Source organism: Hydrogenophaga borbori, from assembly GCF_003417535.1.
GTDB lineage: Bacteria > Pseudomonadota > Gammaproteobacteria > Burkholderiales > Burkholderiaceae_C > Hydrogenophaga > Hydrogenophaga borbori.
Map to the genome: position 1 here is coordinate 173,262 of NZ_QVLS01000013.1, position 14,319 is coordinate 187,580.

Here is a 14,319-nt window from a genome sequence, read left to right on the forward strand (position 1 = left end):
GTGCCGCCAGAATGCCCCTTCACCCGAACCCACCCAGGAGGCTTCCCGCATGGCAACCCAGCAACTGCACCGTGGCCGGCTCATCGACCACATCCAGCTCGTGGTGCGCGACCTTGCGGCCTCGCGGCGCTTCTACACCGCCGTCCTCGACACCCTGGGCATTCCCATCGGCGGCAGCGACGACAGCTACTTCTGGGCCGATGAGCTCTTCGTCTCCACCGCCGACAGCATCGCCGCGCAAGGCCATCTCACCGGCCGCCACCACCTGGCCTTCCAGGCCGCCAGCCGCGCGGCGGTGGACGCCTTTCACAAGGCCGCCCTGGCCCATGGCGGGCGCGACAACGGCGGCCCCGGCGAGCGCCCCTACCACCCGGGCTACTACGCGGCTTTCGTGCTCGACCCGGACGGCAACAACATCGAGGCCGTGTACCACGGCGAGGCCGAGCGCAGCGCGCCCTCGGTCAGCATCCGCTTCTGAAGCGGGCCCGCTCGCCGGGTCTCAGCGCGCCGGGCGGGCCTCGCCGCGCCAGGCCTTCTCGATCGCCGCCACGTCGATCTTGCGCATGGTCATCATCGCGTCGAAGGCGCGCTTGGCCGCCGCGCGGTCGGGGTCGTTGACGGCCTCGGTGAGCACGCGTGGCGTGATCTGCCAGGACACGCCCCACTTGTCCTTGCACCAGCCGCATTCGCTTTCCTGGCCGCCGTTGTTCACGATGGCGTTCCACAGGCGGTCGGTCTCGGCCTGGTCGTCGGTGGCCACCTGAAAGGAAAAGGCCTCGCTCTGCTGGAAGGCGGGGCCGCCGTTGAGGCCGAGGCAGGGCAGGCCCAGCACGGTGAACTCGACGGTGAGGACATCGCCCTCCTGGCCCGAGGGGTAGTCGCCGGGCGCGCGCATCACGCGGCCCACCGCGCTGTCGGGAAAGGTCTGGGCGTAGAAGCGCGCGGCGTCGAGCGCGTCGCGCTCGTACCAGAGGCAGATGGTGTTTTTGGCCAGCATTCAGCGTCTCCTGATCCAGTGAGCGGGCACGCCCCGCACGGCGTCGTGAGGCCCAGCTTACAGGGCCGGCGACTTGATGCACATCCATCCGCCTCGACGATCCCCATCGGCGCGCGCCAACCTAGAGTGGCACACGGCAGGAAAGACATCCCGGCCACCCCCAGGCAGCCTGGGCAACTTCGACGGCACGGTGGTGTGGACCCATGCGCCGGCCACCTGGCAGGGCCAACCGGTGGTGGCCTTCGGCTCACCGCAGGCGGGGGCGGGCTTGTACGGCCCGCGAAGTGATCGCGACACCCCCGTGAAAAAACCGGCCCTCGGGCCGGCTTCTTCTGTGGCAGCGGGCTTACTTGCCGCCGCGCGCCTTGGCCACCGCCGCCTGGGTTTCCTTCCACAGGTCTTCACCCACGTTGCTGGCGATGCCGGCGTTCACCGCGCTGAGCTTGTCGCGCATGCGGTTGGCCTCGGCGGGGCTGAGCTGGTTGATCTGCATGCCCTTGCCCTTGAGTTCGGCCAGGGCCTTGTCGGCCTCGGCGCGCGTGTCCTTGCGCTCGAAGTCGCGGCTCACTTTCGCGGCGTCCGCCAGCACCTTGCGCTCGGCCGCGCTCAGCTGGTCCCACCACTTCTTGCTCACGGTCACGATCCAGGGGCTGTAGACGTGGTTGGTGACGGTGAGGTACTTCTGCACCTCGTAGAACTTGCTGGAGAGGATGGTGTTGTACGGGTTCTCCTGGCCGTCCACGGTCTTGGTTTCGAGCGCGGTGAACAGCTCGGAGAACGGCAGCGGCACGGCGTTGGCGCCCAGGGTCTTGAAGCTGTCGATGAAGACGTTGTTCTGCATCACGCGCAGCTTGATGCCGTCCAGGTCTTCCAGCTTGGCCACGGCGTGCTTGTTGTTGGTGAGGTTGCGAAAGCCGTTCTCCCAGTAGGCCAGGCCCACCAGGCCTTTCTCCTGCAGCTTGTCCATCACCTTCTGGCCCACGGGGCCGTCGAGCACGGCGTCGGCTTCCTGCGCATTGTTGAACAGGAAGGGCGTGTCCCAGATCGCCATCTCCTTGGTGATGCCCACCAGCGTGGCGGTGGAGCCCACCATCATTTCCTGCGCGCCGCCGATGAGGGCCTGCTGCATCTGCACGTCCGAGCCCAGCGCGGCGGCACCGATGGCGCGCACGCGCATCTTGCCGCCCGAGGCTTTCTCCACCTCCTGCGCGAACAGCTTGACCGCGCGGCCCTGGTTGGAGTCTTCGTTGAGGCCGTAGCCGAAACGGATGATGCGCGGCTTGAAGTCCTGCGCATGGGCCAGGCCGCCGGCCACGGTGGCCAGGGCCACCGACAGCGTGATGGCGAGTTGCTTGAATTTCATGGTCATCTCCTGGGTTGTTGGCGGCGTGCGCCGTCGGGTGAAAACGGGAAGGGGTTCAGAACATCCACTTGAGCGGCTGCAACACGATCGCGGGGAAGCCGATCAGCAAGGCCAGCATGGCGACATAGACCAGCAGGAAGGGCATCACCCCGCGGATCACCGGCTCCATGCGCAGGCCGCCCACGCCGGCCACCACGTTGAGCACCGTGCCCACGGGCGGCGTGAGCAGGCCCAGGCAGCCGATGAAGATGAAGACGAAGCCGAAGTACACCGGGTCGATGCCGGCCTTGGCGGCGAGCGGCGCGAGCACCGGCGCCAGGATGAGGATGGTGGGCGTGAGGTCCATCACCATGCCCACGGCGAGCAGGAACACGGCCACCACCACCATGAAGAGGTAGGGGTTCTGCAGCAGGGGGCCCATCACGCCGGCCAGTTCGTTGGGCAGGTCGGCCAGGGTGATCATGTAGCTGGCCGCCGTGGCGGCGCCGCACAGGAACATCACCACGCCGGTGGTGCGGGCGGCGTCCACGAACACGCGGTACAGGCCCGCCACGCTGAGTTCGCGGTACACGAACATGGCCACGATCAGCGCGTACACCGCCGCCACCACCGCCGCCTCGGTGGGCGTGAACAGGCCCAGCCGGAGCCCGCCGATGATGATGACCGGCATGAACAGCGCCCAGATGCTGGAGCTCAGCACCGCGCGGCGCTGCGCCCAGCTGGTCTTGTCGGCCACGGGCAGCTGTTCCTTGCGCGAGATGCGGCGCCACACCAGGACCAGGCTCACCGCCATCAGCAGGCCGGGCACGATGCCCGCGAGGAAGAGCTTGCTGATCGAGGTGTTGGTGGTCACGCCGTAGATCACCATGGGCATGGACGGCGGGATGATGGGCGCGATGATGCCGCCCGAGGCGATGAGGCCGGCGCTGGTGCCCTCGGGGTAGCGCTGCTGGCGCATCATGGGCAGCAGCAGCGTGGCCAGCGCGGCGGTGTCGGCGATGGCCGAGCCGCTCATCGAGGCCAGCATGACCGAGGCCGCGATCGCCACGTAGCCCAGGCCGCCCGGGATGTGGCCCACGAAGGCGCGCGCCAGGTCGATGATGCGCCGGCTCAGGCCACCGGCGTTCATGAGCTCGCCGGCCAGGATGAAGAAGGGCACGGCCAGCAGGGGGAAGCTGTCGAAGCCGGCCTGCACGTTCTGCGCCAGCAGCTGGGCGTCGAAGAAGTCGAGATGCACCATCAGCGCCAGCGCGGTGAGCATGAGCGCGAAGGCGATCGGCACGCCCACCGTCATGGCGGCGAACAGCACCAGCAGGAAGAGCGCGATGGTCATGCGGCACCTCCCTCGCGCCCGCCACGCAGCTCGTTGGCGGCCTGCAGCACCAGCAGCAGGGCCATGCACACGCCCATCACGAAGATGGCGCCCGCCGCCAGCGCCAGCGGGTAGTTCATCACCGGGCTGCGGCTGTTCATGCCCACCACCACCTGGGCCCAGGCGCCGGTGATGAGGTAGTAGAGCGACAGGCCGATGAGCGCGCGCGTGAGCCAGCGCAGGGCCGCGGCGGGCTTGCCGCTCAGGCGCGTGGTCACCAGATCGAAGCCCAGGTGCTTGCCCTCGGCGAAGGTCAGCGTGGCCGCGACGGAGACCAGCCAGACGAACAGCAGGCGGGACAGTTCTTCCGACACCACCCAGCCCGTGCCCCACACGTAGCGCAGCACCACGTTGCCGAACACCGCCACCACCATGCCCAGCAGGCACAGGGCCAGCAGGCCCTCGGCCAGGTGCTTGATCGCGTTCAAGGCCTTCATGCGCGCACCTCCTCGCCCGGCGCGGGCACCGAGCGCACCCAGTCGGCCACGGCGTCCACGAGCTCGGGCAGCGGGCGCATGGCATCCAGCGCCAGCACGCCGGGCTCCAGCGAAGGATCTTCCAGCGCCTCGAACTGGCTGTCGACCAGGCTCACCGGGAACAGGTGGCCGGGGCGCGTGGCCACGCGATCGCGCGCCTGCTCGCGGCTCAGTTGCAGGAACACGAAGCGCAGGCCCGGCGCGGCGGCGCGCAGGCGCTCGCGGTAGCGCCGCTTGAGCGAGGAGCAGGTGAGCACCACGCCCTCGGTGCGCGCGGCGAGCTGGGCCGCCAGGGTGTCGAGCCAGGCGGCGCGGTCGTCGTCGCTGAGGGCGATGCCGCCGCGCATCTTGGCCAGGTTGGCCGGCGGGTGGAAATCGTCGCCCTCCAGCAGCGGCAGGCCCAGCGCGGCAGCGCTCTGCTGGCCGAGGCTGGATTTGCCGCAACCGGCCACGCCCATGACGACGAGGCGGGTAGGAACAGGGTTCAAAGCCATTTGGTAGCGCTGTCCAATGAATCCGAAAGAAACGGCCCTGGGAACAGGACCGTCTGCGGGCGTCGCGTTCACTCGGGGATCGCTCTGAACTGTGTGATGATCAGGGCGAATCCGGATGCGAAGCCCGCTATGGTAGCGCTATCCTATTGCCGATCCGCACCACCCATCGACAGGGAAAACCCTTGCCCCCCACCCCGCCGCCGACCGAACGCCGCCGCCGCCCCAGCGGGCGCATCACCCTGCAGGACGTGGCCCGCGAGGCCGAGGTCAGCCCCATCACCGCCTCGCGCGCGCTGCGCGGCGAGCGCGGCGTGGCCGCCGAACTGGTGGAGCGCGTGAAGACCGCCGCCGATCGCCTGGGCTACGTGCCCGACCCGGCGGCGCGCGCCCTCGCCTCGGCGCGCGGCACCCAGGTGCCGGTGCTGGTGCCACTGCTGTCCAACGCCCTGTTCGTGGACGTGATCGAGGCCGTGCACCGCGTGCTGCTGCCGCACGGCTACCAGCCATTGATCGGCGTCACGCACTACGACCCGATGGAAGAAGAGCAGCTGCTGCGCAGCTACCTCGCGCAGCGCCCGGCGGGCGTGCTGCTCACCGGCTTCGACCGCACCGAGGCCGCGCGCCAGATGGTGGCGGCCAGCGGCATGCCCTGCGTGTACCTGATGGAGCTGACCGAGGCGCCCGGCGTGCACTGCGTGGGCTTCTCGCAGCAGGACGCGGGCCATGCCATCACCCAGCACCTGCTGGACCGGGGGCGCCGGCGCATCGCCTTCGTGGCCGCGCAGCTGGACCCGCGCGTGCTGCAGCGCGCCGAGGGCTACCGCCGCTGCCTGCGCGCGGCCGGCCTGTACGACGCCCGGCTCGAACTGCTGAGCCCGCAGCCCTCGTCCATGCGCCTGGGCGGCGAGCTGCTGGAGGACCTGCTGCGCACCCGGCCCGAGGTGGACGCGGTCTTCTTCTGCAACGACGACCTGGCGCAGGGCGGCCTGCTCGCGGCCTTGCGCCTGGGCGTGAGCGTGCCGCAGCGGCTGGCGGTCGCGGGCTTCAACGACCTGTCGGGCAGCGACCAGATGCTGCCGCCGCTGACCACCGTGCGCACGCCGCGCCGCGCCATCGGCGAGACGGGCGCGCGCATGCTGTTGTCGCTGCTGCGCGGGGAGGCGGTGCCCACCAACAGCGCCGACCTGGGCTTCGAGCTGGTGGTGCGCGGCAGCAGCTGAGCCGCGGTGCCGGCCGGGCGGCCCTGTTACAGATGGCAACCAGCGCCGCCCGCTGCCTTAACCCGGCTTAACTTGGGCGTTGGACAATCCCCGCCCATGTTTTCGAACCTCCCCCGCCGGGCGACGCTTGCCCTGGCGCTCGCCGCCGCCGTTGCCGCCGCGCTGCCAGCCAGCGCCCCCGCCTTCGAACTCCCCTCGCTCGACCCCATCGTCCACTACCAGCCCAAGCTGCCCCTGCAGGTGCTGACGGCCGATGGCGAAGAGATCGCGCAGTTCGGCGCCGAGCGGCGCGAGTACGTGCCGCTGGAGCGCATTCCCCTGCAGCTGCAGCAGGCCGTGCTGTCCGTGGAGGACGCGCGCTTTCGCGAGCATTCCGGCGTGGACCCCAAGGGCATGGCGCGCGCGCTGGTGGCCGCCATCACCGGCGGCCGCAAGCAGGGCGCCTCCACCATCACGCAGCAATTGGTGCGCACCATGCTGCTCACGCGCCAGTTCTCGGCCGAGCGCAAGGCCAAGGAGATCTGGCTGGCGCTCAAGCTGGAGAACGAGATCTCCAAGGACCGCATCCTGGAGATCTACCTCAACGAAATCTTCCTGGGCCAGCGCGCCTACGGCTTCGCCGCCGCCGCGATGACCTACTTCGGCAAACCGCTGGACAAGCTCACGCTGGCCGAGAACGCCATGCTCGCGGGCCTGCCGCAGAACCCGTACTACGCCAACCCGGTGGCCAACCTGGAGCGCGCCACGCAGCGCCAGCGTGTGGTGCTGGAGCGCATGCGCGCCACCGACGCCATCACCGACGAACAGCTGGCCCAGGCCAAGGCCGAGAAGCTGCGCCTGCGCACGCCCGGCCAGCGCAGCGTGCACGCGGCGCACGTGGCCGAGATGGCGCGGCAGGCGGTGGTGGAGCGCTTCGGCACCGAGGCCTACTCCAAGGGCCTGCGGGTGACCACCTCGCTGCTGGCGGCCGATCAGCGCGCGGCGCACGCGGCCGTGCAGCGCGGTGTGCTGGCCTTCGACCGCCGCGGCGCCTGGCGCGGACCGGAAGACAAGGAAACCCTGCCCGCCGGCAACGGCGCCGAGCTGGAGCGCGCCGCCGCCGAGGCCCTGAAGGACCACCGCGACGACGAGACCCTGCGCGTGGGCATCGTGCTCGACGCCAGCCCCAAGGCCCTGCGGGTGCAGCTCGCCAGCGGCGAACGCATCAGCGTGCAGGGCGAGGGCCTGCGCTGGGCGCAGCGCGGGCTGGACGCCAAGGCCAAGGCGCCCCTGAAGATCGAACGCGGCGCCATCGTGCGCGTGGTGAGCACCGGCAAGACCAAGGACAGGAAGGGCGATGTCTGGGCCATCTCGCAATGGCCCGAGGCCGAGGCCGCGCTCGTTTCCATGGACCCGCGCACCGGCCGCATCCGCGCGCTGGTGGGCGGCTTCGACTTCACGCGCCAGCCCTTCAACCACGTGACGCAGGGCTGGCGCCAGCCGGGCTCGGCGCTCAAGCCGCTGCTGTACTCGGCCGCGCTGGAGTCGCGCGTGATGCCGGCCACGGTGGTGGACGACCTGCCCTTCACCGCCGCCAATGGCTGGAGCCCGTCCAACAGCAACGGCCAGCACCAGGGGCCGATCAGCGTGCGCGAAGCGCTGGCGCGCTCCAGCAACCTGGCCAGCGTGCGCGTGCTGCAGCACACCGGCACGCCGGCCGCGCGCGACTGGCTCGCCCGCTTCGGCCTGGACCCCGCGCGCCAGCCCGACGACCTGACCCTGGCCCTGGGCACCGGCAGCGTCACGCCGCTGCAGATGGCCCAGGCCTACGCCACGCTGGCCAATGGCGGCTGGCGCGTCTCGCCGGTGGTGATCGAGAAGATCACCGACGCGCAGGGCAAGCTGCTGTTCGAGGCACCCCCCGCCGCGCCGCTGGCGGAAGAAGACCGCGCCATCCCGGCGCGCAACGCCTACGTGATGGGCAGCCTGCTCAACGAGGTGACCCGCAGCGGCACCGCCGCGCGCGCGCAGGCCGTGCTCAAGCGCACCGACATCTATGGCAAGACCGGCACCACCAACGACGCGGTCGACGCCTGGTTCGCGGGCTACCAGCCCACGCTGGCCGCCACCGTGTGGGTGGGCTACGACCAGCCGCGCAGCCTGGGCCGCAGCGAATCGGGCGGGCGCGCGGCGCTGCCGATCTGGATCGACTACATGGGCGCGGCGCTCAAGGGCCAGCCCGTGGTGCCGGTGGCCGCACCGCCCGAGGGCCTGGTGCGCGAAGGCGATGACTGGCTCTACGCCGAGTGGCGCGACGGCGGCTGGGTGTCGCAGATCTCGGACACCGCCGGCACCCAGTACAAGACGAACTTCGGTGGCGAGATCGGCAAGCTTTTTGATTCCATCGGCAACTGGCTGCGCAGCGGCACGCGGCCGACGCCGCCCGGCGAGTGAGGCCGGGCGCGGCCCCGCCACCGGGGCCTTGGCCGCTCAGCCAGGGGCCGTGGCCTCGTCCAACAGGCGCCAGAGCCCGGTGTCTTGCCGCCCGTCGCGCAGCTGCTGGGACACCGCCCGCACCAGGTCGGGGTCGATCGTTTCCGTCGGCCCCGTGAGCAGTTCGCGCAGGGTGGACGGGTCGAGCAGGCCCAGGCGCATCACGCGCACGATCTCCGGCGCATGGGCTTCGCTGCGGTGCCTGACGGCCGCGCGGCGCGTGTCGATGGTCACCCCGCTCAGCGACAGCAGATCGCTCATGGGCAGCCACTCCTGCTTCAAGAAGCCCTCGGCGAGATCGGGATCGTTGTGCAGGTGGCAGAAGAAGAAGGCCCTGAGCCCGCCCACGCAGTGGGCCAGGAAGTAGTCGCCCCGGCCCAGGCTTCGCCACAAGGGCTTGGCGAACACGTCCCTGACACCCGCCCAGGGCGATGGTCCGCTGGACACCAGATGCGTACTCCCCAGCAGCAGGTTCTTCCAGGCCACCGCACGCAGGGCCTGCAGCGTCGCGCCCCCCGGCAAAGGATGGGGCAGGCTCATGTACACGGCGCGGACCCGGTCGAAGGTCTGGAGGAAGTCGATGAGTGTTTTCACCAGACCCACATCGCGCGGCCCCGTCATGCCGCCGCCGCAGACGATCCTCAGCTCGCGCAATGTGTCGTGCCGCTGCGGATTCGTCAGGGCTTGCAGGAGCGCCACGGTGGTGTCCACCCGGAGGGTGCCCAGTGTCAGGTTCTGGGGGTGCAGCCACTCCACGAGCCAGGCCGCCAGCGGGGCGTCGTCCGCGTGGTGCACGCCCAGGCGGACCGTCTCCACGCGGGCCATGGGCCGCAGGGGCAGCCCTTCTGGCGCCGCCCAGCCGTCGACCACCGCCAGGGGCTGGATGTCCACCTCGACCTGGCGCAGCGAAGGCTGCCCCACCACCCGGGTCCACAGCAGCATCCAGGCCGGACCGTCCAGGTGCCCGCACACCCGCAGTTCGATCGAATGCAGCAGGGGACGGGGCGTCGCCAGCCACTCGGCCAGCGGCCCGGCGGTGGCGCTGGTGAGCGAGAGGTTCAGGCACAGGGGCACCCGGGCATTCGCCAGGCGCGTGTAGGCCCCCGCATCGGGCAAGGCCGCGAGACGCCACTGGTGGCCGGGGCTGAGCACCGCCACGGCGCGCAGCAGGGCGTCTTCCCCGGGGGTCTTCATGGCGAGCGCCGACAGCACGCTGGCCACCTGTATTTCCAGGGCACGGTCCAGCGCCTTGCACAGCGCCATGTTCAGGAAGTCGGCGAGCGTTGGGTCGGGCGGGCTCCGAACCCAGGCCGGGTCGCCCACGATCAAGGGGCGCACCGAAGCGCCACTCAATACGAGGCAGGCCTTGGAGCCGGCGAGCGCCCAGCGCAGGGGCGCGGGGATCGGCCGCTGGATGTCGTGGTCCACCGTGACCGTGAGGCCCGCCAGCCGGCCTTGCGCCGCCAGGAGGTCCAGGGCGGCCAGCAAGGGCACCAGGGCCGCGGCTTCGATGTGGACCGACAGGTGCAGGTGCAGGGCCGGCACCTCGGCGTCGGCCCGCTGCAGGGACTGGACCAGCGCATCGACCGCGCTCGGCCCGTCGATGCGGATCGGCTGCGCGCCGGCGTTGGAGGGAGCGTCGCGGGCGGGCGTGCGCCTCTGCGGATCGGTGGTGCGCGTGAGCTGGACGGACGAGAGCGATCGTTGAAAGCGTTGCATGGCGGGCGCAGGGGAACGGGCGTTGCGGGAATCGAATCCGCCCTGCGTTGCCGCGGTGGGCGGTTCGTTCCCCCGCCGCGCCCGGCTTGAGCGAACCCAAAGAACCCGCCCCCCTCCGCAGGCGCCGCTCAGCCCGCCAGCCGCCGCGCGTACTCCGCCTCCAGCCGCGTGTGCAGCGCCCAGTAGCGCGGCCGGGCCTCGCCCCGCACCCGCGTCACCAGCAGGTCCAGGTGGGCGTGCCAGCCGGCCGAGACACTGAGCATGTCGTCCATGCCACGCAGGCGCTGGTGCGTGACCACCAGGCGCACGCCGCCGCGCGACTCGTTCAACTCGTAGCGCACCTCGCCCTGGTCGCCCCAGGTGTGGGCCAGCAGGCGCGGCGGCTCGCAGGCCGTCACCACACCGCTCAGTTGCGCACTGTCGGCCATGTCCGCGTACTTGGGCGGCGCGGGGTCGTCGGCGTAGGTCAGCTCCGCGTGGCGGAACTCCAGGCGCACCGCGCCGCCCACGCGCAGCTCCAGCGTGCCGCGCGCCATCCACTGCGCGCGCTTGTCGTTGTCGGTGATCCAGGCCCAGATGTCCTGCACCGTGCCGGGCAGGTGGCGTTCGATGCGCACGGTGTCGTTCGACAGCCGTTCGCCGTAGAGGGAATCCGTCGTCATGGTTTTCTCCGTTGGGGGGATGAAGGCGCGGCGCGCACCAGGCGCTCGAGGGTGTCGAGCCGCTCGGTCCAGAACCGCTCGTAATGGCGCAACCACTCCATGCCCGCGTGCAGCGGCCCGGCCTCGAGGCGGCAGGTGTGCGTGCGCCCTTGCACCGTGCGCCGCACCAGGCCGGCGCGCTCCAGCACCTGGATGTGCTTGGAGGCGGCCGCCAGCGACATGTCCAGCGGCGCGGCGAGCTCGCTCACCGACAGCGCCTCGCTCGCCAGGCGTTGCAGCATGTCGCGGCGCGTGGGGTCGGCCAAGGCCTTGAAGACGGCGTCGAGGTTGCCGGAGGAATGTTGTTCAACCATGTGATTGAATTTAATCGCGCGACCGCAATTATTCAACCGCTTGGTTTACTTTTTCGACGAACGGCAGGGCCATGAAAAAAGCCGGCGCAAGGCCGGCTTCGTCGGGGTGCGAGGCGCTCAGGCCGCGCAGAGCCGCGCCTTTGCCTCGGCGTACTCGCGCCGGAAGCGCGCCACCAGTTCGCCTGCGCCCATCACCTCGCGGATGGCGCCGATGCCCTGGCCGCAGCCCCAGATGTCGCGCCAGGCCTTGGCCGCGTTGCTGCCTTCGCCGGTGGAGAAGTTCATCTTGCTCGGGTCGCTCTGCGGCAGGTTCTCCGGGTCCATGCCGGCGTTGCGGATGGAGCCCTTGAGGTAGTTGCCGTGAATGCCGGTGTAGAAGTTGCTGTAGACGATGTCGTCGGAGTTGCTGTCCACGATCATCTGCTTGTAGCCCTCGACCGCGCGCGCCTCGTGCGTGGCGATGAAGGCCGAGCCGATGTAGGCCAGGTCCGCGCCCATGGCCTGCGCGGCCAGGATGGCGCCGCCTGAGGCAATGGCGCCCGACAGCGCCACCGGGCCGCCGAACCACTCGCGGATCTCCTGGACCATGGCGAAGGGGCTCTTCACGCTGGCATGGCCGCCCGCGCCCGCGGCCACGGGAATCAGGCCGTCGGCGCCCTTTTCGATCGCCTTGTGCGCGAACACGTTGTTGATGACGTCGTGCAGGACGATGCCGCCCCAGGCGTGCACGGCCTGGTTCACGTCCTCGCGCGCGCCCAGGCTGGTGATGACGATGGGCACCTGGTACTTGGCGCACAGCTGCATGTCGTGCTCGAGCCGGTCGTTGCTCTTGTGCACGATCTGGTTGATGGCGAAGGGTGCGGCCGGGTTGTCGGGGTGGGCCTTGTTGTGCGCGGCCAGGCCTTCGGTGATCTCGGCCAGCCACTCGTCCAGCTGCGAGGCCGGGCGCGCGTTGAGCGCCGGCATCGATCCCACCACGCCCGCCTTGCACTGCGCCAGCACGAGCTTGGGGTTGCTGATGATGAACAGCGGCGAGCCGATCACCGGGAACTTGAGGTTCTTGAGGACCGGGGGCAGGTAACGCTCGGGTGCGGGCATGTTGTCTCCGTGAAGGGGATCGGTCGGGGTCGTTCAGAAGGCTTCGATGGCCATCGCCGTCACGCCCTCGGCGCCGTCGACGATGGAGGCGGCCACGCCCGGCGCGCGGCTGAGGATGTGGTCGGCATAGAAACGCGCGGTGGTGATCTTCGCGTCCATGAAGGCCTTGTCCTGTCCCTTGGCCGACAGCGCCTCGGCCACCAGCAGCGCGCGCGCCATCTGCCAGCCCGCCACCAGATTGCCGGCGAGCATGAGGTAGGGCACGCTGCCCGCGAAGGCGGCGTTGGGGTTGCCCTTGGTGTTGGCGACGATGAAGTCCACCGCCTGCTCGAAGGCGTCGCGCGCGGCCGCCAGGCGCTTGCCCACGGCCTGGGCATTGCTGCTGCCTTTGGCGAGCTCGGCCTCGGTCTGGCGGATCTGCGCGGCGATGGCCTTGGCCACGGTGCCGCCGTCGCGAGCGGTTTTGCGGCCCACCAGGTCGTTGGCCTGGATCGCCGTGGTGCCCTCGTAGATGGTGAGGATCTTGGCGTCGCGGTAGTGCTGGGCCGCACCGGTCTCCTCGATGAAGCCCATGCCGCCGTGCACCTGCACACCCAGGCTGGTGACCTCCAGGCTCATCTCGGTGCTGTAGCCTTTCACCAGCGGCACCAGGAATTCGTAGAAGGCCTGGTTCTGCTTTCTCACCTCGGCATCGGCGTGGTGGTGGGCGGCGTCGTAGGCGGCCGCGGCCACGCTGGCCATGGCACGGCACCCCTCGGTGGCGGCGCGCATGGTCATGAGCATGCGCTTGACGTCGGGGTGGTGGATGATGGGCGCGGCGGTGTTCATGCTGCCGTCCACCGGGCGGCTCTGCACGCGCTCGCGCGCGTAGCCCACGGCCTGCTGGTAGGCGCGCTCGCTGATGGCGATGCCCTGCACGCCGACCGCGTAGCGCGCCGCGTTCATCATGATGAACATGTACTCGAGGCCGCGGTTCTCCTGACCGACCAGGGTACCGATCGCACCGCCCTTGTCACCGTATTGAAGAACGGCCGTCGGGCTGGCCTTGATGCCCAGCTTGTGCTCGATGCTGACGCAGTGCACGTCGTTGCGAGCGCCCAGGCTGCCGTCCTGGTTGACCAGGAACTTGGGCACCGTGAACAGGCTGATGCCCTTGACGCCCTCGGGCGCACCGGTCACGCGCGCCAGCACCAGGTGCACGATGTTGTCGGCCATGTCGTGCTCGCCGTAGGTGATGAAGATCTTGGTGCCGAAGATCTTGTAGGTGCCGTCGGGCTGCGGCTCGGCGCGCGTGCGCACGGCGGCCAGGTCCGAACCGGCCTGCGGCTCGGTGAGGTTCATGGTGCCGGTCCACTCGCCGCTCACCAGCTTGTGCAGGTAGGTGGCCTTCTGCTCGTCGCTGCCGGCGGTCAGCAGGGCCTCGATGGCGCCGTCGGTGAGCAGGGGGCACAGCGCGAAGCTCAGGTTCGCGCTGTTGAGCATTTCGCCGCAGGCCGAGCCGATGGTCTTGGGCAGGCCCTGGCCGCCGAAATCCACCGGGTGCTGCAGGCCCTGCCAGCCGCCCTCGGCGTACTGGCGGTAGGCGTCCTTGAAGCCGGGCGTGGTGGTGACCACGCCGTCCTTCGCCCAGGACGGCTTGAGGTCGCCCTCGCGGTTGAGCGGCGCCACCACGCCTTCGTTGAGCTTGGCGCACTCCTCCAGCACGGCCTGGGCGGTCTCCAGGCCCGAGTCCTCGAAACCGGGCAGTTGAGCCACCTGGTCGATGCGCGCCAGGTGCTCGATGTTGAACAGCATGTCCTTGACGGGGGCGGTATAGCTCATGGCTCAGTGTCTCCAGGGGGCGCCCACACGGAAAGCGGTCGGCGCGGTGCAAAAAAAGGGCATCGCACGCGATGCCCTTGAGGGACTCTTTCGTTCAGAGCGCCTTGACCAGCTCGGGCACGGCCTCGAAGAGGTCGGCCTCCAGGCCGTAGTCGGCGACGCTGAAGATGGGGGCCTCCGGGTCCTTGTTGATGGCCACGATCACCTTGGAGTCCTTCATGCCCGCCAGGTGCTGGATGGCGCCCGAGATGCCGGCGGCGATGTAGAGCTGC

Annotated in this window: 14 protein-coding genes; 3 read left to right on the forward strand and 11 right to left on the reverse strand. The window is 70.1% G+C overall.

Going from position 1 to position 14,319, the window contains the following annotated elements; translation table 11 throughout:
• The first annotated feature begins 49 nt into the window (after nt 1-49).
• On the forward strand, nt 50-478 hold the full coding sequence (locus DY262_RS19005; RefSeq protein WP_116960643.1) for a VOC family protein: 429 nt from the start codon (nt 50-52) through the stop codon (nt 476-478).
• 21 nt (nt 479-499) lie between these two features.
• Here DY262_RS19005 and DY262_RS19010 read toward each other — a convergent pair whose 3' ends face one another.
• From DY262_RS19010 to DY262_RS19030, 5 genes are all read right to left on the reverse strand, one after another.
• Nucleotides 500-997 carry a VOC family protein gene (locus tag DY262_RS19010; protein ID WP_116960644.1) on the reverse strand — a complete coding sequence of 166 codons (498 nt, stop codon included), beginning with the start codon at nt 995-997 and terminating at the stop codon, nt 500-502.
• 346 nt (nt 998-1,343) lie between these two features.
• On the reverse strand, nt 1,344-2,360 hold the full coding sequence (locus DY262_RS19015; protein ID WP_116960645.1) for a TRAP transporter substrate-binding protein: 1,017 nt from the start codon (nt 2,358-2,360) through the stop codon (nt 1,344-1,346).
• Between the two features lie 55 nt (nt 2,361-2,415).
• Nucleotides 2,416-3,693 (reverse strand): TRAP transporter large permease, encoded by a 1,278-nt coding sequence (locus DY262_RS19020; protein ID WP_116960646.1) that lies wholly within the window; start codon nt 3,691-3,693, stop codon nt 2,416-2,418.
• Nucleotides 3,690-4,169 (reverse strand): TRAP transporter small permease, encoded by a 480-nt coding sequence (locus DY262_RS19025; RefSeq protein WP_116960647.1) that lies wholly within the window; start codon nt 4,167-4,169, stop codon nt 3,690-3,692. Before DY262_RS19025 ends, DY262_RS19020 begins: the two co-directional genes overlap by 4 nt.
• On the reverse strand, nt 4,166-4,702 hold the full coding sequence (locus tag DY262_RS19030) for a gluconokinase (RefSeq protein ID WP_116960648.1): 537 nt from the start codon (nt 4,700-4,702) through the stop codon (nt 4,166-4,168). Before DY262_RS19030 ends, DY262_RS19025 begins: the two co-directional genes overlap by 4 nt.
• A gap of 182 nt (nt 4,703-4,884) precedes the next feature.
• Here DY262_RS19030 and gntR point away from each other — a divergent pair, with 182 nt between their 5' ends.
• On the forward strand, nt 4,885-5,922 hold the full coding sequence (gntR, locus tag DY262_RS19035) for an HTH-type transcriptional regulator GntR (RefSeq protein ID WP_070400659.1): 1,038 nt from the start codon (nt 4,885-4,887) through the stop codon (nt 5,920-5,922).
• A 96-nt stretch (nt 5,923-6,018) separates the two neighbouring features.
• The gene (locus DY262_RS19040; RefSeq protein WP_116960649.1) at nt 6,019-8,355 is read left to right on the forward strand and encodes a penicillin-binding protein 1A; all 2,337 of its coding nucleotides are present in this window, start codon (nt 6,019-6,021) and stop codon (nt 8,353-8,355) included.
• 36 nt (nt 8,356-8,391) lie between these two features.
• On the opposite strand, the gene DY262_RS19045 is transcribed toward DY262_RS19040, so the two are convergent.
• The 6 genes from DY262_RS19045 to DY262_RS19070 form a co-directional block, all read right to left on the reverse strand.
• Nucleotides 8,392-10,113, reverse strand: a complete 1,722-nt coding sequence (locus tag DY262_RS19045; protein ID WP_116960650.1) for a hypothetical protein — start codon at nt 10,111-10,113, stop codon at nt 8,392-8,394.
• 128 nt (nt 10,114-10,241) lie between these two features.
• Nucleotides 10,242-10,775 carry an SRPBCC family protein gene (locus DY262_RS19050; protein ID WP_116960651.1) on the reverse strand — a complete coding sequence of 178 codons (534 nt, stop codon included), beginning with the start codon at nt 10,773-10,775 and terminating at the stop codon, nt 10,242-10,244.
• A complete protein-coding gene (locus tag DY262_RS19055) occupies nt 10,772-11,128 on the reverse strand; it encodes an ArsR/SmtB family transcription factor (protein WP_116960652.1) in 357 nt (118 codons plus the stop codon). The genes DY262_RS19050 and DY262_RS19055 overlap by 4 nt, the downstream gene beginning before the upstream one ends.
• Nucleotides 11,129-11,245: 117 nt before the next feature.
• Entirely contained in the window at nt 11,246-12,226 is a 981-nt protein-coding gene (locus DY262_RS19060; protein WP_116960653.1) for an NAD(P)H-dependent flavin oxidoreductase, read from the reverse strand.
• 33 nt (nt 12,227-12,259) lie between these two features.
• Nucleotides 12,260-14,047 carry an acyl-CoA dehydrogenase gene (locus DY262_RS19065; protein WP_116960654.1) on the reverse strand — a complete coding sequence of 596 codons (1,788 nt, stop codon included), beginning with the start codon at nt 14,045-14,047 and terminating at the stop codon, nt 12,260-12,262.
• A 94-nt stretch (nt 14,048-14,141) separates the two neighbouring features.
• Nucleotides 14,142-14,319, reverse strand: a 178-nt coding sequence (locus DY262_RS19070) for an FAD-binding protein (protein WP_220377576.1), incomplete at its 5' end; no start/stop codon positions are given.